This is a genomic window from Flavobacterium sp. ASW18X (assembly GCF_005144745.1).
Classification (GTDB): Bacteria; Bacteroidota; Bacteroidia; order Flavobacteriales; family Flavobacteriaceae; genus Croceivirga.
Window position 1 is genome coordinate 50971 of record NZ_SWKK01000002.1, and the last position, 26775, is coordinate 77745.

Genomic DNA, 26775 nt, shown 5'->3' on the forward strand with positions numbered 1-26775 from the left:
GATGATGGAGCAAACTTGGTGGAAAGAAGCTGTAGTATACCAAATTTACCCTAGGAGTTTTAATGATACTACTGGGAGTGGTTTGGGTGATTTGATGGGTATAGTAGAAAAACTAGATTATTTAAAAAATTTAGGGGTAGATGTACTTTGGCTATCTCCCATTTTTGGTTCTCCCGATGATGATAATGGTTATGATATTAGCGATTATAGAGATATTTCTGAGAAGTTCGGAGTAATGGCTCACTTTGATGTGTTACTAGAAGAAGCCCATAAAAGAGGTTTAAAGATAGTATTAGATTTGGTGGTAAATCATAGTTCTGATGAGCATCCGTGGTTTGTAGAGTCTAGAAAATCAGAAGACAATCCGTACCGTGATTATTATTTTTGGCGAAAAGAAAAACCAAGTAATTGGCAATCTTTTTTTGGAGGCGATTGTTGGGAATATGATGCTACTACGGATGCTTATTACTTGCACCTCTTTTCTAAAAAACAACCAGACCTAAATTGGGAGAATCCTAAAGTAAGACAAGAAGTTTACGATTTAATGACCTTTTGGTTAGATAAAGGTGTAGATGGTTTTAGAATGGATGTGATACCAATGATTTCTAAAAGATTGGATTTTCCAGATACAGACCCTAATGATTTTACCGCAGCAATCAATGAGGTCTATACCAATGGGCCACGTTTGCACGAGTTTTTACAAGAAATGAATAAGGAGGTGCTTTCTAAGTATGATGCGCTGTCTATGGGAGAAGGTATTGGTGTTGATGCTGAGCAAGGTTTGTTATATACTTCTAGTAAACGAAAAGAGCTACAAATGGTGTATCATTTTGAGCATATGGCATTAGATTGGGGTAAAAGGGGGAAGTTTGATATTAAGCAGTGGCAATTGACGGAATTTAAATCCATTTTTAGACGTTGGGAAGCTACCTTAAAAGATGAAGGATGGGTTACCATTTTCTTGGATAATCATGACTTTCCTAGAATGGTATCTCGGTTTGGGAACGATACTACTTACAGAGTAGAATCTGCTAAATTACTAGCAACCTTATTGTTCTCTCAGAAAGGAACGCCTTGTATTTACCAAGGTAGTGAAATTGGAATGACCAATGTTCGGTATAATTCTGTGTCTGATTATGATGATATAGAAATACGGAATAAAATAGCAGAGTGGCAGCAAGAAGGTAAAGATTTAAATGAACTCAAAGTGATATTACACCACATGGCAAGGGATAACGCGAGAACACCAATGCAGTGGAATAGGGAGGTACAAAGTGGTTTTACTTCTGGCAAACCATGGTTGGGTATTAATCCTAATTACACAACAATAAATGTAGAAAGTGCTATGGCTGATACGGATAGTATTTGGCATTACTACAAAAATATGTTGGCCTTGCGTAAAGAAGAAAAAACATTAGTCTATGGACAATTTACGGAGTACATGCAAAGTAGTGAGCAAGTTTACATATACCAGCGAAGCATGGATAAAAAAGCTTTTTTGGTATTACTGAATTTTTCTGATGAAAGTCAAATTCTAGATGCAGAAGTGCCAATGCAACTGATTAAAAGTAAGCGTATTGGCAACTATAATAGGGATGCCAACAAGGTTAATGTATTAAGGCCTTGGGAAGCGGTGATATACGAATTATAGGTTAGGAAGATTCCCGTTCCATTAATTTGGGTAACAAAATATGTTGGGAGTGGATTACATTGTTTTTTTCAAGGTTGTCTAACAATACTTCCACTGCCAACGTGCCCATCTCATCACATTTTTGATCTATACTGCTTAATCTAGGATGGGTAAAATGTGTATAATCATTATTACCAAATCCTATTATTTTAATTTGTTCAGGTATGCTGTACCCGAGCAACCTTAAAATGTTCATGGTATGGACGCCATATTTATCACCATGGCAAAAAACACCATCTATATATGGGTGTTCTTTTAAAATTTGCTTTAATAATTTGGTGTCTTGATCTACATTAAAACTAAGAGATATGCTGTCATGGTAGCTAATAGGTGGCATGCTTTCTTTAATAGTGTTTTCAAAACCCTCTTTTCGTTTCTTAAAAATAGAAACATTATCTTCTCCTGCGATGTGTAATAATGCGGTACATCCAGCATCAATTAAATGCTGTGTAGCTATTTGTCCTCCCTTAAAATCATCCAATAAGACAACGCTTGCATTATCTAAGGCAGGCTTTCTGTCAAAAAACACTATGGGCGTACCTTCTTTTTGTAAATTTTCAAAAACAGAAAAATCAATAGTATTTTTAGAGGTAGAGACTAAGATGCCATCCACATTCAATTTTAATAACGATTCCAAAGCTGATTTTTCTATTTCTGCAGATTCATGGGATTGCGTTATTATGGTGCTATAGCCGTTTGCGACTAGCTTCTTCTCAATACCATTGATAACGTTTCCAAAAAAGTAGTTGTTAATCTCTGGAACTAAAACACCGATAGTCATGCTTTTACCGCTGCGTAAAGCCGCCGCAATACGGTTGTGTCTGTAGTTGAGTTGCTCTGCCGCTTTTAAAACTTTGCGTTTGGTTTTAGCGGATACTAGATTACTATCATTAAAAACTCGGGAAACTGTTGCCAGCGAAAGCCCAGTCATTTTAGAAATTTCTTTAATGCCTGCCATTGCAATGTGGTTGTGATAAGGGATAAATTTAACACAAATGCTTCGGTATTTATTGAAAAACAAAAAAATTGACCATAAAATTCCGAAAACGATTTATTTATTGTGAATTTTTCATATAATTGTAAATGTAAACGTTATCATTTTTAAGATAATTATTAAAAATGAGAAATAATCTAAACTGAAGAATGAAAACTAAAAACTTAAAAATGTTGAGTATGAGGGGGTATGGACTAACCCGAATATTCTGCACTTTACTATTCTTACTTGGGGCAAGTTCGTGGGGGTACGCTCAGCAATTGCAAGTCTCTGGTAAAGTATTAGAAAAAGGTACGGAAATTCCTGTTCCTGGTGCTGCCATTGTAGAAGACGGAACCAATAATGGTGTGGTGACGGATTTTGATGGTAATTTTACGATTGAGCTAACTCAAGAAAATACTTCGTTACGCGTGTCTTTTTTGGGTTTTAAAACAGAACTAATTGCTGTAAAAGGTGAATCTAATGTAACTATTTACATGGAAGAGTCTGGTCAGCAGTTAGATGAGGTGGTTATTATTGGTTACGGAGCTCAAAAACGTACAGATGTTACAGGAGCGGTTGCCAATTTAAAAGCAGAAGAATTTAACAAGGGGGTTGTAAATGCTCCAGAAGAATTGTTACAGGCAAAAGTGGCAGGTGTGCGTGTAACAACATCTAGTGGCGAGCCTGGTGCAGCAACCACAGTAACCATTAGAGGTGCTGGTGCTTTGCGTAGCGGGGATAGTCCTTTGTATGTTATAGATGGTGTGCCTATTAGTAACGCAGCAACATCACCAGGCGGTAGTAATATCTTAGGTTCAGGTTTGCCAGCTACCTCTGCTGCTAGCAATCCTATAGCGTTTTTAAATCCTAATGATATCGCTTCTATGGATGTGTTAAAAGATGCTTCTGCAACTGCAATCTACGGTTCCAGAGGTGCTAACGGGGTTATCTTAATAACAACCAAAAGGGGTAAAGGAGGTAAATCTAAAATTGATTTTAATCATTATACTGCTTTTTCTAAAATTGCCAATAAGCTAGAGGTGGGAACAGCCCAAGATTTTGGAGGAGGAGCAATTGATACCGATTGGCAGGATCAGATTTTTAGAACAGGTATTACCAAAAATTATGGTCTTACCTACAGCACCTCGGGAGAAAAGTCGTCCGTGTTGGTGTCTTTATCTGCTTTTGATCAAGAAGGTATCATAGAAAAAAGCGGTTTAAAAAGGTATACAGGTAGACTTAATACTAGCTTTTTTGCCTTAGAAGATAACAAGCTTAAGATAGACTTTAATCTAATTGCGAGCCAGACAGAAAATAATAGTGTGCCAAGAACGGATAGTGCAGATACTACGGGAGAATTAATTACAAATACGTTAGGAGCGGTGCCAACAAGGCCTGTTTTAGATGCTAGCGGTAATTACTCTAGTGGAAGAACAAACCCAGTTGGGTTGCTAGCGTCTACTAATGATATTACTGAGACTAATCGTTTTTTAAGCAATTTAACTGCAACATATAGGTTTTCTCCAAATTTTAATTACCAAGTTAATTTAGGTGCGGATTACTCCAATGGTAAAAGAGAGCAAGAATTAATCCCTAACAATTTAGAGGGTGTTGCTAACAACGGAACGTATGCTGTTGGGGACGTAAGAGCAACAAACTTATTGTTCGAGAATTTTTTAACTTACAATTTAACAAAAGGGGATAATAACTTCAACTTCTTATTGGGTTATGCCAACCAAAGTTTTGAATTAGAATCTACTTCTAATTCTTATTTAGGTTTTGTATTGCCTAATGTTAGCGCCATAGACAATCCTACCAACGCTCCTTTATTAAGCGGATTGCCAAGGGGTACAAATTCTAGAACCATTTTGGAATCAGTTTTTGGTAGAATTAATTATTCTTACGGAGACCGTTTAGATGTTTCTGCTTCGTTAAGAGCAGATGGTACTTCTAAATTTGCTAAAGGTAATAAGTGGGGTGTGTTCCCTGCTTTGGCAGCGTCTTACGCTTTAATAAATAACGGCGATGGAGCTATAAATACATTAAAAACAAGAGTAGGCTGGGGGCAAACAGGGAACCAGAATGTTCCTGGTAACCCTACACAAGATGCTTTTGAATATGTACAATTATCAGAAACGGAAGTAGGAGTTGCAAAAGTGGCAGAAGGAAATCCTGATTTAGAGTGGGAAATTAGTAACCAATTTAATATTGGCGTAGATTTTAGTATGCTCAATAATCGTTTGTATGGTAGCCTAGATTACTTTAATAAAGTAAATGAGAAAATGATTCTTTTTGTGGCATCAGAGCCGCCGGCTGTTTCTGGAGAGTGGATAAATTTACCAGGAGATATTACCAATAGCGGTTTAGAAGCATTTGTTAGTTATGATGTGGTAAAATCAGAAGATTTTAACTGGACACTATCTGCTAATGGAACTTACATTTCTAATGAGGTGAACTTAAGAGATGGAGAAGAATTTATCACCGGAGCAATCAATGGTCCTGGGCTTAACGGTTCTTTTGTGCAAGTTGTAAGAAGTGGCGAAGCCTTAGGTTCTTTTCTGTTGCCAACTGCAAATGCGGATGGTACGGTTTCTGAAGAAAGCACTATTCAAGGGTCTGGAATTCCAAATTTTGTTTACGGATTTAATACTAGTTTAAACTATAAACGTTGGGATTTCTCTATGAACTTTTCTGGGGTAAGTGGCAATAAAATTTACAATAACACGGCACAGTTCTTAAACAACGTTGGGGATAATGTAACAAGAGAATTATTAACAGAAACTAACGATATTCCGCCAGGAGCATCAGATTACTATTTAGAAGATGGTTCTTTCTTAAGGCTTGCCAATACTACTTTGGGGTATGATTTTGATGTTTCTAAAGTTGCGTTTTTGGATAAGTTTAGATTTTACATGACAGGTCAAAACTTATTTACTCTTACAGATTATAGCGGTTTTGATCCAGAGGTAAATACACCAAGAACACAAAATGGAATTTTGTCTTACGGAATTGACTTTGCTGCATACCCAAGAGGAAGAACATTGATTTTAGGTATTAACGCATCATTCTAATCAAATAAAACTAATAGCATGAAAAATAAAGCATTAATTTTTATGTTGGCGACGGCACTATTCTATGGTTGTTCAGACCTAGAAGAAGAGAATTTGTCGCAATTAAATAGAACAGATATAGAGGTTTTATTAGAAAACCCAAGCCAAGATTTTTTAAACACCTTAATCTCTGGTCTTTACAGTCCGCTGATTCCAAATTTTACAGAGCGCTTGGTTTTTAACTTGCAAGAAGCTTCTACGGATGAGGTTATTGTGCCTACAAGGTCCAGAGCAGATGGTGGTTCGGATTGGTTTGATGGTGGCCGTTACATTGCATTGCATACCCATACTTGGGGGCCAGAAGAAGTAACTTTAACAGATGTTTTTAACAACTTACAACAAGGAATTGCGGGCTGTTTAGAGACGATAGATATTCTATCTTCTAATACAGAGAATGAAGATGTTCAGAATGCATTGGCAGAAGCACAGGGATTGTTAGCTTTCTACAGCTTTTACATGTTCGATTTGTATGCCCAAGTACCTTATGTTGATGCAGAAACGGGTCAGAACACCGTGTTGACTGGGGAAGACGCTATTGCAGAAATAGAACGTTTGCTTACATCAGCTATTCCTTTATTAGGAGAGAAAGGAGCTTCTGCTTCTGGGACTAAATTTAATAAAGCTGCTGGGCAATCACTATTGGCTAAACTAAACCTAAATAAGGCTGTTTACAGAGATAGATATGCAGCGTCTTACAATTTTAGTGCAGCGGATATGGATGCGGTTATAGCGCAAACTACAGAAGTTATCAATACAGGCGGGTATACTTTAGCAACAGATTATTTTGGTTTGTTTGATGGGGATAACGATTCTAACTCCGCTTCTGATGAAATTATTTTTGCAGCGGATTTACAAGCAGGTGTTGCTGGGAACAGGGCATTTATTGCTATGACCCTAAGCCAAGGAATGTACGGTGCAGATGGGGGTAGTTTTAGAGGGTGGAATGGTTTTGCAACCACACCAGACTTTGTAGATTCTTGGGATACTACAGACCCTAGATATTTTGAAGAAAATATACCACAAGAACCTGGAACAATTGCTCCAGAGGATTATGAATTAAATAGAGGAATTATAGTAGGCGTACAATATGGAGCGGTCCCTGTGGATCAAAATGATGTGCCTACAGAAGGGGGTAACTTTAGAAAGGATGAAGAGGGGAACATTGTTATTCAAGAATTACGGAATTTCTTAAGAGATAATGATGTTATCAATCACACTAAAGAAGTAGGCTTACAAGCAAACCAAGAACAAGGGGCAAGAGTATTTAAATATGGCTATGACACTCCTGGCCCTGGTAGATGGGATACAGATATTAATGTGCCTTTAATTCGCTTGGCAGATGCCTATTTAATGCGTGCAGAAGCAAAACTAAGAAATGGTGATGCTGCAGGTGCTCTAGAAGATGTAAATACCGTAAGAGCCGCTAGAGGTAGCGCTAGTTTAACAACCATTGATTTAGACGGTCTATTGGCAGAAAGAGGGTTTGAGTTTTACTGGGAGCAACAAAGAAGAACAGACCTTATTAGGTTTGGTAAATTTAATGATGCTTATACGGAAAAACCAGTTACCGAACCATTTGTAAGAGTGTACCCTATACCTAGAAATGCTCTTGCAGCAAGTTCTGTGCTAACCCAAAATCAAGGGTATTAAAAACCGCATATAGTTTAAGTTTAGTAAATTTTGATAGCAGAGGGTTAAGTCGGTTCCTTCTGCTATTTTTTTGTTTATTGGTAGATGAAATGGGAATAAAATTTTTGAAAAGTATTGTTTGGATTGCCTTAGTATATGTGGCAAGCTGTTCCTCAGAAAGGGATACAAAAGGTAATGATGAAAAGCGTTTTACCTTACTTTCTAGTTCCGTTACTGGGATAGATTTTAAAAATGAAATTACCAGCACCAATCAGTTTAATTTCTTAAATTATCCTTACATCTACAATGGTGGTGGTGTAGCTATTGGCGATATTAATAACGACGGCTTGGAAGATGTATACTTAAGCGCCAATCAAAACAGCAATGCCCTCTATCTTAATCAGGGCAATTTTAAGTTTAAAGAGGTTACTAAAAAAGCAGGGCTAGAAGATAGTACTGGTTGGACCACAGGTATTTCAATGGTAGATATAAATGCAGACGGATATTTAGATATCTACGTATGTAAATCTGGTAAAATAGACGTTCCCAGTCAGCGTGCTAATAAGCTATATATCAATAATGGTGATTTAACTTTTACAGAAGCAGCAAAAGAATACGGCTTGGCAGATACAGGTTTTGGTACACAAGCTTATTTTTTAGATTACGATTTAGATCAAGATATAGATGTATACATAGTAAATCACCGACCAGATTTTGGTAATCTAAAAAGTACAGCTACCATTATACAAGAAGCTTCAGATCAGTTGTACCGTAATGATAATGGCCAATTCATCAATGTGTCAAAAACTTCTGGAATACAAAATAAGGCATGGGGCTTAAGTGCAGCTATAGCCGATTTTAACGAAGATGGTTGGCCAGATGTTTATGTGTGTAATGATTTTTCTGAGCCAGACTTTCTGTACATCAATAACCAAAAAGGTGGGTTCACGGACCAAATATTAAAAACCATGGACCATATAAGTTTCAATAGTATGGGGTCTGATGTTGCAGATTTTGATAACGATGGTATGTTGGATATAATGGTCTTGGATATGTCTGCAGAGGACCACGTTCGTAGTAAAACAAACATGCCCTCTATGAGTACAGAAGCTTTTGAAAATGCTGTAGCAAAAGGCTACCATTACCAATACATGTTTAATATGTTGCAATGGAACAGAGGAGGGGCTACCTTTTCTGAGATTGGACATATGGCACATGTTGCTAAGACAGATTGGAGTTGGGCGCCCCTTTTTGCAGATTTGGATAATGATGGACTAAAAGACCTCTTGGTGACTAATGGTATTAAAAAAGATGTTGGTAACGTAGATTTTAGAAACACCCTTAATTCTAAAGTTAAAAATAAAGAGCCCATGTCTTTAAACAGTGTTTTGGATATGGTTCCTGCAAGTAAAATACCCAATTATGTGTTTCATAACCAGGGAGACTTAACCTTTTCTAAGGTCCAAGAAGATTGGGGATTTGGCACCCCATCATTTTCTAATGGAGCCGCTTATGCAGATCTAGATAATGATGGCGATTTGGATATTGTAGTAAATAATTTAGATGATTCAGCCTTTGTTTACCGCAATAATACAGAAGGCAACTTTTTACAATTGCAAATAACAGGTCCTAAAAATAATCCACTAGGCTTAGGGGTTCAGGTGGTCGTAACAACAAATAAGGGGCAACAGATACAACAGATATATGCCAATAGAGGCTTTCAATCTTCCGTAAGTACTAAGCTTCACTTTGGTTTAGGAGACGCATCAATAGAGAATGTAATGGTGTCTTGGCCAGATGGTAAAAAACAAGAACTGGGCAAGGTGCAAGCCAACCAAGTGCTAAAAATAGCGTATGCGGAGGCTAGGTTCAGTAAGGAGAATCAAAAGCAAGAACATCATCATTTAAATAAGGTGGACTTAAAAACAAATGGTTTGGACTACCAGCATCAAGAGCAGCCCTATAATGATTACGCTCAACAGTTATTACTCCCTTATAAAATGTCTCAAAGTGGCCCATATATGGCAGTGGCAGATGTAAATGCAGACGGCTTAGAAGACCTCTATGTTGGGGGTGCCCAAGGGCAAGAAGCTAGTTTATATATACAATTAACCGACGGAAGTTTTAAAAAACAAATTCAGCAAGCCTTTATTAAAGATGCTATGTTTGAAGATTTAGAAAGCCTCTTTTTTGATTATGATAAGGATGGAGACTTAGACCTCTATGTGGTTAGTGGAGGTAATGAGAAAAAGGCAAATGCGGACTTTTATCAAGATAGACTATACAATAATGATGGTCTGGGAAATTTTAGCAAAACTATTGGAGTCCTTCCAAAAATTTCAATAGCAGGACAGGTGGTAAAAACGGCAGACATAGATAATGATGGTGATTTGGATTTATTTGTAGGCGGTAGGCATGTGCCTTGGGCGTATCCATCCACACCAAAATCTTTAATCTTGAGAAATGATGGTAATAGGTTCACAGAAATTAGCGATAATAGTTTAAAGCTACAGCAGCCTTTAGGCATGGTTACGGATGCTTTGTTTACAGATGTAGATGATGATGGTGACAAAGACTTGTTGGTGGTAGGTGAATGGATGCCAATTACAATTTTGCAAAATGACAACGGCATCTTTAAATCTCAAGATAGTGTAGGTTTGGAAGAAAGTACAGGATTGTGGTCTGCTGTAGAAGCTGCGGATGTGGATGGAGATGGGGACGTGGATTATCTGGTGGGGAATCTTGGGCTAAATACAAAATACAAGGCCGGTGCATCTCATGTTTTTGAGGTATACGGTGACGATTTTGATGATTCTGGCAGTTTTGATATTGTCTTAGTAAACCAATACAAAGATAAATTAGTACCAGTGAGAGGTAAACAGTGTTCCAGTGAACAGATACCATTTATCAGCCAAAAATTTTCTACCTATGAGGCATTTGCTAATGCTTCTGTAGAAGAGGTCTATGGAATAGAAGCGTTGGCAGAGGCTATCCATTATAAAGCCAATAATTTAGCTAGCGTTTGGCTAGAAAATTTAGGAGATAAAGGTTTTATACAACACGTTTTACCAAATGAGGTACAAATAAGTCCAATCACAGATTTTGAAATAATAGATATAGATGGCGATGGCACGTTAGAAGTTATTGTGGTGGGCAATCACTTTCCTGTAGAAGTAGAAACCATAAGGTTTGATGCTTCAAAAGGAGCTGTTCTTGGTTTTGAAAGTGGAGGGTATAAGGTGATAAACCATTCTGGATTTAAAATTAGTGGTGATGCACGTAGGGTAAAATCCGTCAAACAGAAAGATGGAAATTTGTTATTGATTCTCAAAAACAATTCGTTTCCAGAAGCATTCCGACTATATTAACTCACGAATTTAGTTACGTATCCAAAAGAAACTAAGGCCAGTATTAGCCATGTAAAAAGTCCAATTAAAAAAGTTTGTGAGCCTAATTGTTTAATCTGGGCCATGTTTATACTAAGGCCAATTAAAAAGAGGGTAAAGACTAACAAACGTTTAGAAATCCATACTAAAATTATAGAAACGGTTTCAAAGTTTGGTAAATAGGTGTTTAAGAGAATTGCGGCTAAAAAAGCTAGGATAAAATAAGGAAAACTCTTTTTGTTGAATTCTTTAGATTTAAATGAAACTAAAACTACTAAAGGCACAATCCATAAGGCTCGGACCAATTTGGTGGTAGTAGCTACTAAAAGGGCATCTTCTCCGTAAGAATTGCTCGCTCCAATTACCGAGCTTGTATCATGTATAGCTAAAGCACACCAAACTCCAAATTGATTTTGAGAAAGCTCAAAAAAATGAGCAATAGGCGGGAATAGAAATAAGGCTACGGAATTAAGCAAAAAGACAACGGCTAGTGCGATACTTGTTTGATGAGGTTTGGCCTTAATCCCCGTACTAACTGCAGCAATAGCACTGCCACCACAGATTGCAGTGCCAGAAGCCACTAAAAAAGTGATTGTTTTATCAGATTTTAAAAGAAGTGCTAATCCAAACGCAATTAAAAATGTTAAGGTTATTCCAAATAAACTAATGCCAAAACTATCACTGCCTACAGCAATAGCAGTACTTAAGTTAATACCAAAACCTAAGCCGATAACAGATAGCTTCAATAATTTTTTCTGTATTGGGGCGTGGTAAGGTACAGGCTTCTTTTTAATGAGTCCAGAAAGGCCAATAAGTAATCCCAAAGTTAAAGCTATGGGAGCAGAAATTTTGTTGAAGAATACCGCTACTAAAACAGTAAGCGTAATGCCAACAGGTAGATAAAAACGACTCATACAACAAATGTAAACGTTTACATTTTATAATCAAAATTTATATTCTGGTGTGATAATATGGGAATATAACACGGTAAATACCAACTTTTTTTAGAGAGATGTTTACCTTTATACTATGGAGAAAAAGAAGAAAAAAGTGTTTGTAGAGGGGCCTATAGCACCTAGCTTTATTGCAGATGCTATTGCCAAGCACCAATCCAAAACAACTATAGGAGCGCACGATATTTTTTTAGGACAGGTAAGGGCAGATGAGATAGACGGTAAGACGGTTACTGCAATAGAATATACAGCTTATGAGTCCATGGCAGAGCAGAAGTTTGATGAGATAAGAGAAGCTACCTTTTCTAAATTTAATCTCACCTGTATGCACATTTATCATAGTTTAGGTATAGTTGGCGTAGGTGAACTATGTTTGTTTGTTTTTGTTTCTTCTCCCCATAGAAAAGTGGTATTTGAAGCATTAGAATTTGTGGTAGAGGCTATAAAAAAAGAAGTGCCAGTATTTGGCAAAGAAGTTTTTGCAGGCGACAGTTACCAATGGAAAGTGAATACATAGAAAAATGGTAGATATTACACAAAAAAAGAATACACATAGAACCGCAATTGCGCAGGCAGTGGTACAAGTTGGGAATGTGGCAACTATTACAGCTATAAAAAATAATACTGTGCCAAAAGGCGATGTTTTTGAAATGAGTAAAGCAGCGGGTTTTTTGGGTATAAAAAAGACACCAGAATTGTTGCCAGACTGTCATCCGCTGCCTATTGAACATGCAAAAGTAGAATATCAAATAGATGGTTTAACTATTACCATTAAGGTTTTAGTACAAACTTTTTATAAAACGGGAGTAGAAGTAGAGGCTATGCACGGAGCTAGTATCGTAGCCTTAAATATGTATGATATGTTAAAACCGATAGACAAAAAAGTGTCTATTTTAAATATAAAATTACTAGAGAAAACAGGAGGAAAATCTGATTTGAAATTTTAACAATTTTTGCAAGCGTCAGCTCATTATTTTTCTAATTTAGCCTCATAATCTTTTATGTAAAATGAACAACCTAAAGCGAGTAATCGTAGATTTTAAAAAGCTTACCCCAGAGGTGCTTAAGTTGTTAGTAGAGGCTTACCCAGACGGGTATGATTATACAGACATTATCAGCTTTAGAAATGCAGCTGGAGAAAAAGTGGAGTGTGTAGAGGTCCTTACAGAAGACACCAAATACTTGGTCAAGATTTCTTCCAAATTAGAGAAAACTATGGCCAATTATGACGAAGAAGACTATGAGGATTATGACGACGACGACCCTACTGCTGTTGTAGACCCAGACGAAATTTCTGAATCTGAGGACGGCGACAACGATTAAGGCTTAGCCAAGGTTGGTCAACATCTCTTTTGTTGTTTTTTCCAAATCAAAGGAGTGTTGCCAACCCCAATCTTTCCTAGCAGAATCATCGTTTATACTGCTGGGCCAAGAATCAGCAATCTGTTGTCTAAAATCTGGCTCGTATTTCATCTTAAAATTGGTAATGTGTAGTGCTATACTAGCCGCAATCTCTTCAGGAGCAAAACTTATAGCGGCAAGATTGTAAGAGGAGCGTATTTTTATTTGTGTTTCTGGTGCTTCCATAATGGCCAAGGTTGCTTTTATAGCATCATCCATAAACATCATGGGCAGGGTAGTTCCTTTTTTTAAAAAACAGGTGTAAGTTTGTGTTTCTATAGCCTTGTGGTAAATTTCTACAGCATAATCGGTGGTGCCACCACCAGGTTGTGTTTTCCAACTTATAAGCCCTGGGTAGCGCACGCTACGCACGTCTACTCCGTATTTTTCATAGTAATATTGGCACCAACGTTCTCCAGATTGCTTGCTAATTCCATAAACGGTACTAGGTTCCATTATGGTATGTTGTTCTGTAGCCTCCTTAGGTGTATTGGGTCCAAATACAGCTATGCTAGAAGGCCAAAATATTTTGCTAATCTTTTTTTCCTTGGCAAGATTGAGCACGTTAAAAAGAGAATTCATGTTTAAATTCCAAGCTCTCATGGGGAATTTTTCTGCAGTAGCGCTAAGCATGGCAGCCATTAAATAAACCTCTTCTATTTCATAATGCATTACCACATCTTCTAAGGCACTATAATTGGTTGCGTCCAGCAGTTCAAATGGGCCAGAAGCCATAAGAGTAGCATCGCCTTCTCTAATGTCACTTGCCACCACACAGTCTTTTCCGTGTTTTTGTCTTAGTGCATAGGTTAGTTCTGTTCCTATTTGCCCACAGGCACCTAAAATTAAGATAGATTTAGCCATGAATTAGTCGTTTGTTGCATTGTCAACAAATATAGCTGTTCTTAAAATTTGTACTTTCGTTAAATGCAAAAATTACTAATCATCTGTACATTTTTTTTGGTATGTTTTGCTTGTAAGGAAAAAGCACCAATACAAGAGCAACAAAATGCTGTAGCAGCAGAGTTTTCTTTTAAAAACATGCCTAACCCAATACCGTTGACCGATAAGGCAACAGAAAAATTGAAACCTTGGACAGCTTATCAGGATTTTGAAAAAAGTTTTGATGTATTCCGTAGAGCTCGTAATACGGAAGATTTAAAGTTGGCTGTAACAGATTTGATAGAAAAAGAAACAGCATTGGAAAAGAGTGATTATCCAGAGGCTTATAATATTGCACAGATAAAAAGTAGACAGTTGATTTTAAAAACCTTTTTACTGAAGATTAAAGGGCATTTAGACAATCAACAAGAAGTTAAAGAGCCTGTGAAAGAGTTGTTGCTGGCAAGAAACGCTATGCGCAATCAATTTAATAGAATTCTTAAGGACACCCTAGACACTAAATCTATTTTGGAATGAAGAAATACATAGGTATCATAGCTGCATTTTATATTACACTTGGTTTTGCGCAAAAAAAAGAGATTAACGCCATTAATTCAGTTTTAGATAGCTGGCATATGGCGGCTAGCCAAGCGGATTTTGATGCTTATTTTAGTAAGATGACTACAGACGGTGTTTTTATTGGTACAGACGCTATGGAAAATTGGCAGAATGATGAATTCCGTACGTTTTCCAAACCTTATTTTGATAAAGGGAAAGCCTGGAGTTTTACTGCGGTGGAGCGCAATATATATGTTTCTGATGATAAATCTTTTGCTTGGTTTGATGAGTTATTAGACACCCAAATGGAAATTTGCCGTGGTTCTGGGGTATTAAAAAAGGTAAATAACGATTGGAAAATTGCGCACTATGTACTTTCTATTGCAGTACCTAATGAACACGTGGATGAACTTGTGTCCATAAAAAAGCAGAAGGATAGCCTTCTGCTCTTACAATTAAAAAATATTAAAAAGTAATAGTTACTTTTCTTCTGTACTGGTTTCGTTTTTGCGGCTCTCTAAAGCTTGTTTGCTAAGGCTTGCTAGGTTAAAATTAGGCGCTATTGCTAATGCTTGGTCCATAAAGGCAATAGATTCATCAATTTTGGTCTTATCATTATTAAAAATCAGAAGTCCTTTTAAATGTAAAAATGCAGCTTTTAGAGAAACTTCATAAGGTTGTTGACGCTCAAAGAAGGCATGCTTCATTTGGTCAGTAGCATTTGCTATGCCGTATTCAATATAGCTAGACGCCCCAGAACCATCGCCTAACTGAATTTTTAAATCGGCTATCTCATAAGCCAACATCGGATTTTTATTTCTTTCATATAAAATTTCAAACTGTTCTACTGCACGTTGAGGTTGCCCAAGCGATTTTAGACTTACGGCTTTTACTTGTACCGCTAAATCAGAATCGGTGTTGTTTTTCTCTATGCCTATGGTATTTAATGCTTGTAGGTGTTGGTTGCTATTCATGTATACAAAGGCTAAAGTGTCTTTACGAGCTTTAGAGGGTTGTAAAATGTTTAAATGTGTTAAGGCTCCAATAATTCCATTGACATCGCCTTGTGTGCGCATTTCTTTATAATACGCTTCATAATGTTTGGTAAGTTCTGTACTGTTTTGAGCAGCCGTTTGGAAAACGGAGCAAAGGGTCAATAAAACAAGAAGTTTTTTCATCATACTTAAGTTAGGTGGGCAAAGCTAAAAAAATCTTGTGTATCCCCTTGTTAAAGAAGCCTTAGTAAAACAAAAAGGCCCCATAATTGGAGCCTTTTTGTTTGGTGGTATATATGGTAGTTAGGCAGAAAGTTCTTCTAAAGAAATGGAGGAATGGTCTCTAAGAATACGGGCGTAAAGTGCTAGGCTTTTAGTGTCTTCTTGTAGACACGACTTTAGAAAATCTCTTAAATCTATATAATAGAGATTCATAGGTAGTACGGGTAAATTAACATTAAGTTTCTCCGGACTATAAAGTGCATCATCCATGACCAAATGCATATTAATTCTGCGTCTATGGTAATCCATTTGCACGTCTGCAGCGTTGTAACATTGTTTTACAATACTTTCATGTATTGTTTTTCCTTCATCGGATAATTTTCTAGGAGAGCTGTGTAGGTCAATTAAGCGCTCCATTTCCGATAAAATTCTAGTTTTTAAAATCAGATTTTCCATGCCTGTAGTTTAAATATTATGATACAAAGTTAGACAGCCGAAAATGATTTCGTAAACTTTACGCAGGGTAATTAACACCAGTTTAAGGTAAATGTTGTGAACAGTAAAAAACCTGTGGTTTAGGTGCTTTTTAGAGTGGTTTGTAGGAAATGATTTTTATTGAGAAAATTCCTACATAATATTTTTTTTTGAGGAAAATTCTTAATTTTTTGTGAAAATCCCGGTGGTTTAAGCCCCTTTCTTACAGCCTCTTGCGTGTAGTATTCTCTTTTTGTAGGATGATTCGGATAAACGCCGTTAAAGGTAATTTCCGCATATTCATGAAGTAAAATTGTGGTGATCATATGGATGCAATCATCTAAATGAATAAGATTCACTAGCTCATCACCATTGGTTAAATTGCTCTTACCACTTAAATGATTTACTGGGTGGCGGTTGGGTCCAATTAAACCGCCAAATCTAATAACAGTAGTTTTCCATGGACCCTTTTTAAAAAGAGCTTCTGCTTGGACCAATTGTTTTCCCGATTCGGTAATAGGTTGGGTTGGGGTATCTTCTGTTATAATACCTTCTGCATTGCCATAAACCGAGGTGCTGCTTACAAAAAGTACCCATTTGCATTGGGCGTTAATCAGTTCTTGATAAAGCAACTGCATTTTAGCAACATAGTTTTCCTTATTAGGTCCTCTTAGTTTTGGCGGTACATTGATTAGAGCAATAGCACTGTCTTCTAAAAAAGCAGTAATATCTCCTTCTATTTTATCCTCATGTAAACGTACTATGTAGGGTGCTATGCCTAAAGCTTGTAAAGAAGCTACTTTGTTTGCCTTGGTAGTGCTTCCTTTTACATGGTATCCTAGTTCTTGTAGGTTTAATGCTGTTGGTGTACCTAGCCACCCACAACCAATTATGCTTATTTTCTTATTCAATCTTTATCTTTTTTACAACTAAGATAGCATCGTTTAGGACAAAGGGCATAGGTATTTCATCAATTGGCCTATCGGGAACCGTAAATAGCTCATGTTCTAATAAATCATTAGAAGCTTCATATAAGGTTACTTCTAGCTTGGAAGAGGCATTGTATTCTATTTTCACCTCTGTATATGCATTATCAGTAATATGATGTGTAAATAATCGCCCTCCATTGCGCTGTGCCAAATAAGCTTCCGTAAGTTCTTGGTCATTTACTATAGCCCTAGTAATTTTTACATCATTAGTAAAGAGTTCTAGTCTATTTACATTTCTATTGGGATAAATACACAAGGTTACCTGCTTGGTATTTTCTATAATTGAATCTTGTGTTACTAGTATTTCTGGTGCTGGGATGGCTTTAACTTCGGTAGGAGTAACATATGTGAAACTTGTGTTGTATTTACTACTTATGGTTTTTAATCCTGTTTCGGGACTATCATTTTTATCTTTCACAAATTGCGAGTTCCAATGGGTTAGGACGTTATCATAAGTAGCCCATTGTGCTTGTTGAGTGTCACTGTTTAAAACGTACAATAAGCTACTTGGTTTAGGATGTTCTGGGGAATAACTAGAGTTTAAATGGGCTTTAATACTAAAAATTAGAAATAGGGTTACGCTTAAAACTGCAAATCTCATTTTATGGCCACTGTTACCAAATAAGGGCACTAAGAGAAAATACAATAGGGTGACAAAAACCGTTGCAGCTACTAACATTTTTAATCCCAAACCAACAGGAAACATTTTAATAAAGGGAACATATAAAAATACCGCAGGTAATGCTAAAAATAACAAGATAAAAGGCGATGGCTTTTCTTGATTAATTAATACGTATAATGATGCTATTGCTCCAAAGACTGGTAAAATAAAAAAACTAGCTCCTTTTAAGTAATATGCCGTTAAGCCACATAAAACTAACCATAGTGCAATTGGGGCTATTAAAAGATTTTGTGTTTTTAAAAATTTAAATCGATTATACACAAAAAAACAAACGGTTAAAGCTAACAGCGCAACTACCCAGATGTAATCATGCCCGTTATAGGTAAAGCCATGTAGTATATCTCTATACCAAGGATACCACCATTGCAGTGCACTCCAAGTAAAATAACCTATGGCACCGTTGACAAGTAGTGTGATAAGCATGGGTAGAAATCCTTTTGCTATTTCTAAAGCATTTAGGGTAGATTTTTTAAATCCTATGGTGAGAACAATAAAGAATATAAATACACCTCCAAGGAATAAGGGCCATATCCAATCAAAAGGATAGGACACCATGTTGTAAAGTGGAAAATTGAAATAGACATAATCTGTAAGACTTTTAACATTGGTAAGGTCTGCATTGCTAAAATGGTCTAGCAGCGGCATTAGATAAGTACCTTGGTGTTTTAGTGTTTTTTTATCTAAACGCTCGTAAGTGTCTAGCGCTGTATGGTAGTCAAAATGGTCATCTATAAAAGCAAAGTTAAATCCATCAATATCTCCTTTTTCCCGGAAAACGGTAAGGTCAGTATCATTAGGTAATAATTTGTAAATACTATAGGCTAGAGAATTGGTTACGGGATATTTAGGGTGAGCTTTAGTAAATTCTTGTATCAATTTAGCGTTACCTCTATTGGTCTCTATAAGCATGTAGCTTGGGCCACCACTACCACGGGCTTCAAAATTTAAAACGAGACCTACATTTTTTGCCCACGGATGTTCTCTTACAAAAAGGTCCGCACCATTAAGTCCCAATTCTTCTGCATCTGTAAATAGCAAAATAATATCATTCTTAGCTTTTTTATTGCTGGCTAAATACGCCCTTACGCCTTCTAATATGGTGGCAACACCACTGGCAGCATCACTAGCACCTAAAGATGAATGTGGATTGCTATCGTAATGCGAAAGTAACACTAATGATTTGCCGTTTGGGTCTGACCCTGGAATTTTGGCCATAATATTTATAGCTGTACTTAAATTACCCCAATCCCCAACAGTCTGGCCTTCTTGCGTATAGGTTTCTAAGCCCAATTCTTTTAAGGCTTTGACTAGATAAGAACGTACGTGTTTATGTCCAATGAACCCTACACTGTGTGTTTCTTTACTTAGCTCTTTAACGTGTTTTAAAGCTTTGTCTACAGAAAATTCGGTTTGCTCTGCATGGCTGTCTTCATGGTATTTTGGCATTAAGGATGAAATACTGTAATACGCTGCAATACATAGAAGAATTAAGCTTAGGGTCCTAGAAAATTTCATAAGGAATTAAGATTGGTTCCTAAATGTATAAAATAATAACAGTTTGTTGATTAATATGACAATAAAATTACCTAATTAATTAATAATCACTATATTTAGAAGGCAACCTATAAATTAACTCATATGGCTATTAAAAGTTTTCAAGGGGCTAGGGCTAAGATAAGTCCTACAAAAGGAGATAACCGCCCCATCTTGGTTTCTGATTACATGACTAAAAAACTAGTAACTTTTGCGCCAGACCAATCTATTTTAGAAGTAATGGAGGCTTTTGCCAAGTTTAAAATCTCTGGTGGACCTGTTTTGGACAACAATGGCTTTTTAGTTGGTATAATTTCTGAAGCAGATTGTATGAAGCAGATATCTGAAAGTCGTTATTTTAATCAGCCTATTTTAGATAAAAGTGTTGAAAAATACATGACAAAAAACGTGGAAACTATTCCGCATGATATGACCATTTTTGATGCTGCAGGAGTATTTGTACAGCATAACCGTAGAAGATTACCTGTATTAAAAAATGGTATTTTAGTAGGCCAGATTAGTAGAAAAGATATTGTTATTGCAGCCCTGAAGTTAACCGGTGCCAATTGGAAGATGAGTAGGGTTTAACCTAGTCAATAACTTGAAAAAACCTCGCAAATGCGGGGTTTTTTTATTCTCTTTTTACAATCATGTAATACTCACCACCCTCTAGTGGTAAATAACCCAAATTGTACACAAAGAAATAGGTTGCACCTTTTTTAGTGGTGTATGTACTGGTAAAATATTCAAAATCAAAACCCTTGTCTATTAATTTAGTGCGACTGGTATTGGTTTTATTATCGCGTAGTGGAAAACTGTCTAAAATTCTATAGTTCTTACGAAGCCTGTTGTTAATATTACGAATCAGGTTTTTGCTATCCTTATTTAGCCTGTTGTTATGGGCATTACGACAATGGTCCGTACAGAATTTTTTATCGGCACGGCCTTTTATCAGCGTACCACATTCCAGACATTTTTTAGTTTCCATGGATTAGTATTCCACAACAATATCGTATTTTTTTAATAAACCAGGTAGGCTATGTAAGTTGATGCGTGTTTTTTTTAAGCTATTTTCTTCTGGATTCAGCATCAAATTAGTAACGGTAGTAAGGTCTGCTTTATCTAAATTGGTATTGCTGAATATGCAATTTTTTAAATTACTACCCTTAAAAACACTACTAATAAGTTGGGTGTTGGTAAAATCTACTTGTTCCAGAGAGCAATCTATAAAGTGGATGTTATTTAAATCCATCTGGGAAAAATTACTCAAGCTAAGATTACAATCCTTAAAATATAAACTTAGAAACATAGGGTTGCACGTAAAAAAGTTTAATCCCAGTAGCTTACATTTAGTGAATGTGGCCACATTAAAGGTAGTATGCGCTATGTTAGCATTAGTTAAATCACAACCAATAAATTCACAGTCTACAAAGTTCTGGTTGTCTAAGAATGTATTAGAGAAGTTACACTCTATAAATGTACAAGCCTCGTAATCTGCTTTTATTAAAGCTTTTTCTTGGTAATTAACTTTGGTAAAAGTAGTATCTATTACATAGGGTTTGTTCATGGACGGTATTTTTTATAGCTAAAAACAGTTTCTTCTCTTAAATCTCCTTCGTCTATAAGCACATACATATTTATGTGGTTTTTATCTATACGTTCAATCGTAAAACCTTCAAAGTAAAAGGCATTTTCATCTTTATCTACCAATTTAAAATCTACGGTTTCGTCCTTGGTTTCCCAGCCTTTTAAATCTTTAGAAAAATGTTTTAGTTGCAATAGAAGGCTATTTTCTTGCTGTATTATATGGCCAAGTTCATAAAACTGCACACCTTCATCATCTATCAATCTAAAAGAAAAAAACATGGAGTCCCCCAACGGAGGACTCCATATTTCTTCTGCAATACCACCAAAAGCCTCGCCACGCCAGTGCCCTTCTAACCATGTTATTTCTGATAATAAAGCCGGAGCGGGTGCATCACCTTCACCTAATTGTTTGGTTTTTTGAGCTTTTATAGTAGTGCCGAAAAAGATACATACAATTACTGGAATTATGCTTAATCTGGTGCTCATAAGGTTCGTTTTTTATAATAGTTTAAAGGTAACTTTTACTGTACTTTCTACTTTTATTTTCTCAAAACCAATATCTAAAGGTTCTGCACTATCCATCGCCATAGATTTCATTTCCATTCTAGGGGTGGCCATAGCACGGTAGTAGGGTTGTGAGTTATCTTGTATATGGATTGCGGCACCTATTTTTTGGTCTAAAGGCTTGGTTAGGGCTATGGCTTTTTGTTTCGCTTTTTTCACAGCATTTCCTTTAAGCTCTAATTCTAGCTCATCCATTTTAGAATATTCTGTGCGTTCTAGATAGGTATTGGCTATACCAATATCTTCTAAAGCGGCCATAGTTTTACCCGCGGTTAAACCATCATAAACCAAGAGTGAAAACTGTTTGCTTTTTAAAACCGTTTTGGAGCGTAAAAAATAATTTTTAAAGTTGCTGCTAACATCTTTAATTTTTAGTTGCTTGTCTATATTTATACCAAGAGCTTTTAATTCTTTTGCCATTTTGTTTTCTTGTTCTTCTACAGATTTCCTGCCTTTAGAATCTTGCTCTTTAATAGTTATGCTCAGATATATGCGGTCTGGTGCCACCAATGTGTCTACTTGTGCAGAGGTTTCTAAATAGGCAACATCTAAGAAATTTTTACTTTGTGCCATAGTGGTCAATGGAATTAAGAATAATAAATAAATGAGTTGTTTTTTCATGATTAAGATTTTAGTTAAAGGTAACAATTCTTATGCCACATCAAGTCGGTATTATGCTAAGAGGATGTGCCGTTAAGGAAAGAGGTGTTTTGGGTTAGGGAATAGGATTTAATAGAGAAAAGGAGGAGTAAAACAGAAAGGTATCTTGGCCATATCCAAATTAATAAGTTATAGCATTTTGAGAAGTAAATTACTGGTTTTTAAAAATAATAGCCTAGATGTCTACCTTTGCTACCTATTTATGGCAAAATCTCTGTCTTTCTTAAATAAGTATACACTGCTCGGATAGCACCTTCCATATAACCAGAAAACGCTGTAGCTGCCTCCGTATTTACAAAGTAAACACAATCATTTAAATATGCTTTCTGTAATAGGGTATGACCATTATTTTGATGTGGTCTAAGAATATTTTGTGCTCCATTACTAATCCATTGGTGATTCCATACTTTATCTTGATAGTGGATGTAGTCTAAAGCCTCTTTTCCTAAAAGCTCTACCAACTGTTTCAGGGCATAATCTTTACGCACTTCTTTAGTGAATTCGGATGCACCTGCATTTAAAAACCCTGTAAAACCAAACTTTTGCGCTGTAAAATCTGTATGGTCGTACATTTCTGTAATAATACCAGAGTGGCTAAACAACATTCCGGAGTATCCCTGCTCTCTCCAGAAGGGTTTACGGTATTCTATCACAAATTTTATACTGCCCAACATCCATGTTTGCACTTTTGGTAATATGGACATAAGATTTTCTGGTAAAGGAGGATTAAAGTCTAAAGTTTCTACAAGAGCAGGCGGAATTGCTAAACACAGTTTAGTACCTCGGTAAATATCTCCATTAAGTGTGGTAGCAGTAACATCATTTTTATTGCGTTGAATTTTAGTGACTGCTGTATTTAAACAAATAGCGTCTTTAGGTATGGCTTTGGTTAATGCGTTAATTAAGCTTGCCGTGCCACCTTCGATTCTATAAGATGGTGTTTCGTTTTCAGGAACGTAAAATTTTTGAGGAGGTTCAAAAGATTTCGTTTGAAAAAGTGATAGGCCTGTATCAAACTGCGGAAATTTATTTAAACGTAGCTCCTCAAGTAATGTATTAAAATCGGTGTGTATATCGGCAAACCAAGTAGCACCTAATTCTAAGGGTGTACCTAAAAGTCCTTGTAAAGTGTAAATGCGTCCACCCAGTCTAGGAGATGCCTCTAGGAGTTTAAAAGGTATGTTAGCTTTATGTAAACGATAGGCCAAATACAGACCGCTTAAGCCACCACCAATGATAAGGATAGGTTTATGTTCTGCCATGAGTACTTAAATTTGCGGATAAAATTACGTTGTGTTTTAATCCTTAGAATATTCAAGCTTACCACCAACATAAGTCGCCATAACGTTAACATCTTTTATTTGTTCTGGTTTTATTTTAGTAAGGTCTTCACTTAAAATAACAAAGTCTGCTAGTTTGCCAACAGCAAGGCTTCCTTTTATATTTTCAGAAAATTCGCTGTACGCAGCATTAATCGTATAAGCTTTGAGAGCATCCGTTACACCTATTTTTTCTGCAGGATACCAACCATCAGGATTATTGTCATCTAAGGTTCTTCTGGTTGTTGCAGCATAAATACCATATAAGGGTGATGCAGGTGCAACAGGCCAATCGCTACCAAACGCTAGTAAAGCATTAGCTTGTAATAAGGAATTAAAAGCATATGTTGTTTTTGCTCTTTCTTTACCAATTAATTCTTCTGCCCATCTACCATCGTCTATAGCATGGTAGGGTTGCATGCTAGCAATTACTTTAAGCGAAGAAAATCTTGGAATATCTTTTGGGTCTAAATGTTGAGCGTGCTCTATTCTAAACCTAGGTTCTTTCTCTGGGTTTTTCCTGAGTACAGATTCATATGCGTTCAGTAATGTAGTATTTGCTTTATCACCTATAGCATGAACAGTTATTTTAAACCCAGCCATATCAGCTTCTTCTATCCATTTAAAAATAGTATCATTATTTAGCATTAGAATCCCTTTGTCTTTTGGACTATCGGAATAGGGATTATTAAACGCTGCCGTATGTGAGCCCAAAGAACCATCCATAAAGCCTTTTAATAAACCATTTTTAATCCACTTGTTTGCCACAAGGGTATTTGGGTCTATAGTGCGGTATTGTGGTAGTGGGTCTGCAGAATACACCCTTACTTTCAATTGATTACTAGCATACATTTTTTGCAAAACAGAAAACCCTCCTAGACTATCAACATCATGAACACTCGTAACCCCTTGACTTAAAAAATAGTTTTGTGCTTTTAAAATAGCATCTATCTTTTTTTCTGGCGATAATGGTGGTATTTTATCTAACACTAAGTACATGGCTTCACTCTTTAAAATACCAGTAGGTTCGCCTTCAGCATCTTTTACAATCTCTCCTTTAGCTGGGTTTAAAGTAGAGGTGTCAATGCCTGCAATTTTTAAAGCTGCGGAATTAGCGAGAATCATATGACCATCCATACGATAAATAGCAACAGGGGTGTTGGGTGTTACGGAATCAATCCAACTTTTATTAGGGAGCTCACCGCCCCAAAGCGTATGGTCCCAATTCCCTTCTACAATCCATTCGTCCGAATCAAGTGTCTTGGCAAAATCCTCAATTTTAGTGATAAATTCTTGTTTGTTATCTACATCTCTAAGCGCTACATTTAAAAGACTATTACCTCCCATGAGTAAGTGTACATGAGCATCTATGAAACCAGGGACAACCATTTTTCCTTTTGCATCAATTACGGTAGTAGTAGCATTGATATGCTCGTTGAGCGTTTTTCTTTTGCCTATGGCAAGGATGGTATCTCCTTTAATGGCCATGGCTTCTATGGTGTCCATGGCTACATCTGGAGTCCAAAATGTGGCATTTACAACTACAGTATCGGCATAGATTTGCTGCTTTTTATTGCAGGATGATAAAAGAAATAAGTTGAGGAGTAAATATAAGAAGCTGTAGCGAAAAGGAAATAAACCGGTCATAGATTGATTTAAAAAACTAAAGATAATCAAAAAGCTAGAGGAGTAACAGAATACCAAAAGCGCCCTTTTAAGGGCGCCTTTCTATCTTTGGCTAGAAGGTCTTTACTAAAGATGTTGATTTAAAAAGCTTCTCATTTTTTTCAATATAGCCTCTCCCTCTTCTTCTAATGCAAAATGACCTGTATCATAGATATTAAAGTCGATGTCTTTTACATCTTTTTTGTAGGCTTCTGCACCACTTGCGGGGAAGAAAGCATCGTTTTTACCCCAAACTATCAGCATAGGGGGCTGATGTTCTCTTAAATACTGCTGCCATTTTGGGTAGAGTTTTACATTATTCTGGTAATCATAGAATAAATCTAAATTTACCTTATGGGCATTAGGTCTAGATAAACGCAAATAATCTAAATGCCATGTATCTGGATTTACCACTTCTGGATTACGTACACCATGGGTGTATTGCCATTCTAATCCTTCTAAGGAAAAGACAGGTAGCATTGCTTTTTCGGTTTCTGCATTTCTATTTTTCCATAATTCTTTTGTGGTTGCCCAAGCTTCTCCTAGGCCTTCTTCATAGGCATTGCCATTTTGGTTTACTATTGCTGTTATGCGTTCTGGATGGGCTGTGGCAATCCTAAAACCAACTGGAGCTCCATAATCTTGTATCATTAGTGCATATTCAGAGAGTCCTTTAAGTTCTAAAAACTGGTCTATAGTTTTTGCAAGATTGTCAAAGGTATAAGTGTAAGTGTCTGTAGAAGGAAAATCACTATTGCCAAATCCTGGATAATCCGGGGCAATTAAGTAATAGTTGTCTGCTAAGGCGTTTAATACTTTTCTATATTGATGTGATGAAGAGGGAAATCCATGGAGTAATACTATAGCAGGATTTTCTGGATTCCCAGCTTCTCTGTATGCAATGTGTACTCCGTTAACGTCTAATTTTTTGTAATAAATAGGATTCATAGTTACTTTATTTTCTGTTGTTTTTTCATTTTCAGGAATAGTTTTTCCATTCTTGCAAGCACCCATTACTAAGGTAATCCCAAGAGCAATACCGATTATTTTTTTCATTGTATTATAATTTTCTGTCTGTTTCGTTAATGGCTAAGTCGTTGATGCTGGCGTAGCGTTTTATCATATAACCATCAGCGTCAAATTCCCAATTTTCATTGCCATAAGCTCTGAACCACTGTCCTTCTTTGGTGCGGTATTCATACTCAAAGCGCACCGCAATCCTATTGTCTTGATAGGCCCATAATTCTTTTTTAAGCTTATAGTTAAGCTCCTTTTTCCATTTGTCGGCTAAGAAGGCTTGCACTTCGGCTCGGCCATTGATAAATTGATTTCTGTTACGCCATTCGGTATCTGTAGCATATGCCATGGATACTCTTATAGGGTCTTGACTATTCCATGCGTCTTCGGCTAATTGTATTTTTTCTAAAGCGGTTTCCTTGTTAAAAGGAGGTAATGGGTATTTTTTTTCCATAATTCTTAATAAAAAACCGAACATTCGGT

The 26775-nt window shown here is 36.5% G+C and carries 25 protein-coding genes; 10 read left to right on the forward strand and 15 right to left on the reverse strand.

The genetic code is table 11. From position 1 onward, the window contains the following. The first annotated feature begins 1 nt into the window (after position 1). Positions 2-1651 carry an alpha-glucosidase gene (locus FBT53_RS00795; RefSeq protein ID WP_240729728.1) on the forward strand — a complete coding sequence of 550 codons (1650 nt, stop codon included), beginning with the start codon at positions 2-4 and terminating at the stop codon, positions 1649-1651. 1 nt (position 1652) lies between these two features. Here the strand turns inward: FBT53_RS00795 and FBT53_RS00800 are convergent, their stop codons facing one another. Continuing rightward, positions 1653-2648, reverse strand: a complete 996-nt coding sequence (locus FBT53_RS00800; protein WP_136949272.1) for a LacI family DNA-binding transcriptional regulator — start codon at positions 2646-2648, stop codon at positions 1653-1655. Between the two features lie 185 nt (positions 2649-2833). On the opposite strand from FBT53_RS00800, the gene FBT53_RS00805 reads away from it, so the two are divergent. The 3 genes from FBT53_RS00805 to FBT53_RS00815 all read left to right on the forward strand — a co-directional run bounded on the left by FBT53_RS00805 (position 2834) and on the right by FBT53_RS00815 (position 10773). Beyond that, a complete protein-coding gene (locus FBT53_RS00805) occupies positions 2834-5737 on the forward strand; it encodes a TonB-dependent receptor domain-containing protein (protein ID WP_136949273.1) in 2904 nt (967 codons plus the stop codon). An 18-nt stretch (positions 5738-5755) separates the two neighbouring features. Next, positions 5756-7426, forward strand: a complete 1671-nt coding sequence (locus tag FBT53_RS00810) for a RagB/SusD family nutrient uptake outer membrane protein (RefSeq protein ID WP_136949274.1) — start codon at positions 5756-5758, stop codon at positions 7424-7426. Positions 7427-7530: 104 nt separating this feature from the next. After that, the gene (locus FBT53_RS00815) at positions 7531-10773 is read left to right on the forward strand and encodes a VCBS repeat-containing protein (RefSeq protein WP_169630294.1); all 3243 of its coding nucleotides are present in this window, start codon (positions 7531-7533) and stop codon (positions 10771-10773) included. Here FBT53_RS00815 and FBT53_RS00820 read toward each other — a convergent pair. Beyond that, entirely contained in the window at positions 10770-11705 is a 936-nt protein-coding gene (locus FBT53_RS00820) for a YeiH family protein (protein WP_136949276.1), read from the reverse strand. The genes FBT53_RS00815 and FBT53_RS00820 overlap by 4 nt on opposite strands. Positions 11706-11820: 115 nt before the next feature. Between FBT53_RS00820 and FBT53_RS00825 the strand changes: the two genes are divergently transcribed. The 3 genes from FBT53_RS00825 to FBT53_RS00835 all read left to right on the forward strand — a co-directional run bounded on the left by FBT53_RS00825 (position 11821) and on the right by FBT53_RS00835 (position 13067). Next, a complete protein-coding gene (locus FBT53_RS00825; protein ID WP_136949277.1) occupies positions 11821-12261 on the forward strand; it encodes a molybdenum cofactor biosynthesis protein MoaE in 441 nt (146 codons plus the stop codon). Positions 12262-12265: 4 nt separating this feature from the next. Further along, positions 12266-12691: a cyclic pyranopterin monophosphate synthase MoaC gene (locus FBT53_RS00830; protein WP_136949278.1), complete on the forward strand. Its 426-nt coding sequence runs from the start codon at positions 12266-12268 to the stop codon at positions 12689-12691. A gap of 61 nt (positions 12692-12752) precedes the next feature. Then, the gene (locus FBT53_RS00835; protein WP_136949279.1) at positions 12753-13067 is read left to right on the forward strand and encodes a hypothetical protein; all 315 of its coding nucleotides are present in this window, start codon (positions 12753-12755) and stop codon (positions 13065-13067) included. Positions 13068-13070: 3 nt separating this feature from the next. Here FBT53_RS00835 and FBT53_RS00840 read toward each other — a convergent pair whose 3' ends face one another. Then, complete coding sequence (locus FBT53_RS00840; protein ID WP_136949280.1) at positions 13071-14009, reverse strand: NAD-dependent epimerase/dehydratase family protein; 939 nt, start codon at positions 14007-14009, stop codon at positions 13071-13073. Positions 14010-14072: 63 nt separating this feature from the next. Here FBT53_RS00840 and FBT53_RS00845 point away from each other — a divergent pair, with 63 nt between their 5' ends. Beyond that, the gene (locus FBT53_RS00845; protein WP_136949281.1) at positions 14073-14564 is read left to right on the forward strand and encodes a hypothetical protein; all 492 of its coding nucleotides are present in this window, start codon (positions 14073-14075) and stop codon (positions 14562-14564) included. Next, positions 14561-15061, forward strand: coding sequence for a nuclear transport factor 2 family protein (locus FBT53_RS00850; protein ID WP_136949282.1), 501 nt, complete (start codon positions 14561-14563; stop codon positions 15059-15061). The genes FBT53_RS00845 and FBT53_RS00850 overlap by 4 nt, the downstream gene beginning before the upstream one ends. A 3-nt stretch (positions 15062-15064) precedes the next feature. On the opposite strand, the gene FBT53_RS00855 is transcribed toward FBT53_RS00850, so the two are convergent. From FBT53_RS00855 to FBT53_RS00870, 4 genes are all read right to left on the reverse strand, one after another. Then, positions 15065-15763: a hypothetical protein gene (locus FBT53_RS00855; protein ID WP_136949283.1), complete on the reverse strand. Its 699-nt coding sequence runs from the start codon at positions 15761-15763 to the stop codon at positions 15065-15067. Between the two features lie 120 nt (positions 15764-15883). Then, positions 15884-16258 (reverse strand): hypothetical protein, encoded by a 375-nt coding sequence (locus FBT53_RS00860; protein WP_136949284.1) that lies wholly within the window; start codon positions 16256-16258, stop codon positions 15884-15886. 119 nt (positions 16259-16377) lie between these two features. After that, positions 16378-17187: an SDR family NAD(P)-dependent oxidoreductase gene (locus tag FBT53_RS00865; RefSeq protein ID WP_136949285.1), complete on the reverse strand. Its 810-nt coding sequence runs from the start codon at positions 17185-17187 to the stop codon at positions 16378-16380. Continuing rightward, entirely contained in the window at positions 17180-19462 is a 2283-nt protein-coding gene (locus tag FBT53_RS00870) for a M20/M25/M40 family metallo-hydrolase (RefSeq protein ID WP_136949286.1), read from the reverse strand. Before FBT53_RS00870 ends, FBT53_RS00865 begins: the two co-directional genes overlap by 8 nt. Before the next feature lie 123 nt (positions 19463-19585). On the opposite strand from FBT53_RS00870, the gene FBT53_RS00875 reads away from it, so the two are divergent. Then, the gene (locus FBT53_RS00875; protein ID WP_136949287.1) at positions 19586-20068 is read left to right on the forward strand and encodes a CBS domain-containing protein; all 483 of its coding nucleotides are present in this window, start codon (positions 19586-19588) and stop codon (positions 20066-20068) included. 43 nt (positions 20069-20111) lie between these two features. On the opposite strand, the gene FBT53_RS00880 is transcribed toward FBT53_RS00875, so the two are convergent. The 8 genes from FBT53_RS00880 to FBT53_RS00915 form a co-directional block, all read right to left on the reverse strand. After that, the gene (locus FBT53_RS00880; protein ID WP_136949288.1) at positions 20112-20468 is read right to left on the reverse strand and encodes a hypothetical protein; all 357 of its coding nucleotides are present in this window, start codon (positions 20466-20468) and stop codon (positions 20112-20114) included. A 3-nt stretch (positions 20469-20471) separates the two neighbouring features. Continuing rightward, positions 20472-21047: a pentapeptide repeat-containing protein gene (locus tag FBT53_RS00885; RefSeq protein WP_136949289.1), complete on the reverse strand. Its 576-nt coding sequence runs from the start codon at positions 21045-21047 to the stop codon at positions 20472-20474. After that, complete coding sequence (locus FBT53_RS00890) at positions 21044-21553, reverse strand: DUF6265 family protein (RefSeq protein ID WP_169630295.1); 510 nt, start codon at positions 21551-21553, stop codon at positions 21044-21046. The genes FBT53_RS00885 and FBT53_RS00890 overlap by 4 nt, the downstream gene beginning before the upstream one ends. Before the next feature lie 12 nt (positions 21554-21565). Then, a complete protein-coding gene (locus tag FBT53_RS00895) occupies positions 21566-22252 on the reverse strand; it encodes an SIMPL domain-containing protein (protein ID WP_136949290.1) in 687 nt (228 codons plus the stop codon). A 239-nt stretch (positions 22253-22491) separates the two neighbouring features. After that, on the reverse strand, positions 22492-23553 hold the full coding sequence (locus FBT53_RS00900) for an FAD-dependent oxidoreductase (protein WP_136949291.1): 1062 nt from the start codon (positions 23551-23553) through the stop codon (positions 22492-22494). A gap of 36 nt (positions 23554-23589) precedes the next feature. Further along, positions 23590-25257: an amidohydrolase gene (locus tag FBT53_RS00905; RefSeq protein WP_136949292.1), complete on the reverse strand. Its 1668-nt coding sequence runs from the start codon at positions 25255-25257 to the stop codon at positions 23590-23592. Between the two features lie 105 nt (positions 25258-25362). Beyond that, on the reverse strand, positions 25363-26331 hold the full coding sequence (locus tag FBT53_RS00910; protein ID WP_136949293.1) for an alpha/beta fold hydrolase: 969 nt from the start codon (positions 26329-26331) through the stop codon (positions 25363-25365). A 4-nt stretch (positions 26332-26335) separates the two neighbouring features. Beyond that, entirely contained in the window at positions 26336-26746 is a 411-nt protein-coding gene (locus FBT53_RS00915) for a nuclear transport factor 2 family protein (protein WP_169630296.1), read from the reverse strand. Positions 26747-26775 lie beyond the last annotated feature (29 nt).

Coding starts and splice junctions, on each gene's coding strand:
- FBT53_RS00800 (WP_136949272.1), bottom strand. CDS start 2,648: ATGGCAGGCATTAAAGAAATTTCTAAAATGACTGGGCTTTCGCTGGCA.
- FBT53_RS00810 (WP_136949274.1), top strand. CDS start 5,756: ATGAAAAATAAAGCATTAATTTTTATGTTGGCGACGGCACTATTCTAT.
- FBT53_RS00905 (WP_136949292.1), bottom strand. CDS start 25,257: ATGACCGGTTTATTTCCTTTTCGCTACAGCTTCTTATATTTACTCCTC.
- FBT53_RS00885 (WP_136949289.1), bottom strand. CDS start 21,047: ATGAACAAACCCTATGTAATAGATACTACTTTTACCAAAGTTAATTAC.
- FBT53_RS00870 (WP_136949286.1), bottom strand. CDS start 19,462: ATGAAATTTTCTAGGACCCTAAGCTTAATTCTTCTATGTATTGCAGCG.
- FBT53_RS00820 (WP_136949276.1), bottom strand. CDS start 11,705: ATGAGTCGTTTTTATCTACCTGTTGGCATTACGCTTACTGTTTTAGTA.
- FBT53_RS00830 (WP_136949278.1), top strand. CDS start 12,266: ATGGTAGATATTACACAAAAAAAGAATACACATAGAACCGCAATTGCG.
- FBT53_RS00890 (WP_169630295.1), bottom strand. CDS start 21,553: ATGAGCACCAGATTAAGCATAATTCCAGTAATTGTATGTATCTTTTTC.
- FBT53_RS00915 (WP_169630296.1), bottom strand. CDS start 26,746: ATGGAAAAAAAATACCCATTACCTCCTTTTAACAAGGAAACCGCTTTA.
- FBT53_RS00860 (WP_136949284.1), bottom strand. CDS start 16,258: ATGGAAAATCTGATTTTAAAAACTAGAATTTTATCGGAAATGGAGCGC.
- FBT53_RS00840 (WP_136949280.1), bottom strand. CDS start 14,009: ATGGCTAAATCTATCTTAATTTTAGGTGCCTGTGGGCAAATAGGAACA.
- FBT53_RS00845 (WP_136949281.1), top strand. CDS start 14,073: ATGCAAAAATTACTAATCATCTGTACATTTTTTTTGGTATGTTTTGCT.
- FBT53_RS00850 (WP_136949282.1), top strand. CDS start 14,561: ATGAAGAAATACATAGGTATCATAGCTGCATTTTATATTACACTTGGT.
- FBT53_RS00805 (WP_136949273.1), top strand. CDS start 2,834: ATGAAAACTAAAAACTTAAAAATGTTGAGTATGAGGGGGTATGGACTA.
- FBT53_RS00895 (WP_136949290.1), bottom strand. CDS start 22,252: ATGAAAAAACAACTCATTTATTTATTATTCTTAATTCCATTGACCACT.
- FBT53_RS00900 (WP_136949291.1), bottom strand. CDS start 23,553: ATGGCAGAACATAAACCTATCCTTATCATTGGTGGTGGCTTAAGCGGT.
- FBT53_RS00835 (WP_136949279.1), top strand. CDS start 12,753: ATGAACAACCTAAAGCGAGTAATCGTAGATTTTAAAAAGCTTACCCCA.
- FBT53_RS00855 (WP_136949283.1), bottom strand. CDS start 15,763: ATGAAAAAACTTCTTGTTTTATTGACCCTTTGCTCCGTTTTCCAAACG.
- FBT53_RS00875 (WP_136949287.1), top strand. CDS start 19,586: ATGGCTATTAAAAGTTTTCAAGGGGCTAGGGCTAAGATAAGTCCTACA.
- FBT53_RS00910 (WP_136949293.1), bottom strand. CDS start 26,331: ATGAAAAAAATAATCGGTATTGCTCTTGGGATTACCTTAGTAATGGGT.
- FBT53_RS00880 (WP_136949288.1), bottom strand. CDS start 20,468: ATGGAAACTAAAAAATGTCTGGAATGTGGTACGCTGATAAAAGGCCGT.
- FBT53_RS00795 (WP_240729728.1), top strand. CDS start 2: ATGATGGAGCAAACTTGGTGGAAAGAAGCTGTAGTATACCAAATTTAC.
- FBT53_RS00825 (WP_136949277.1), top strand. CDS start 11,821: ATGGAGAAAAAGAAGAAAAAAGTGTTTGTAGAGGGGCCTATAGCACCT.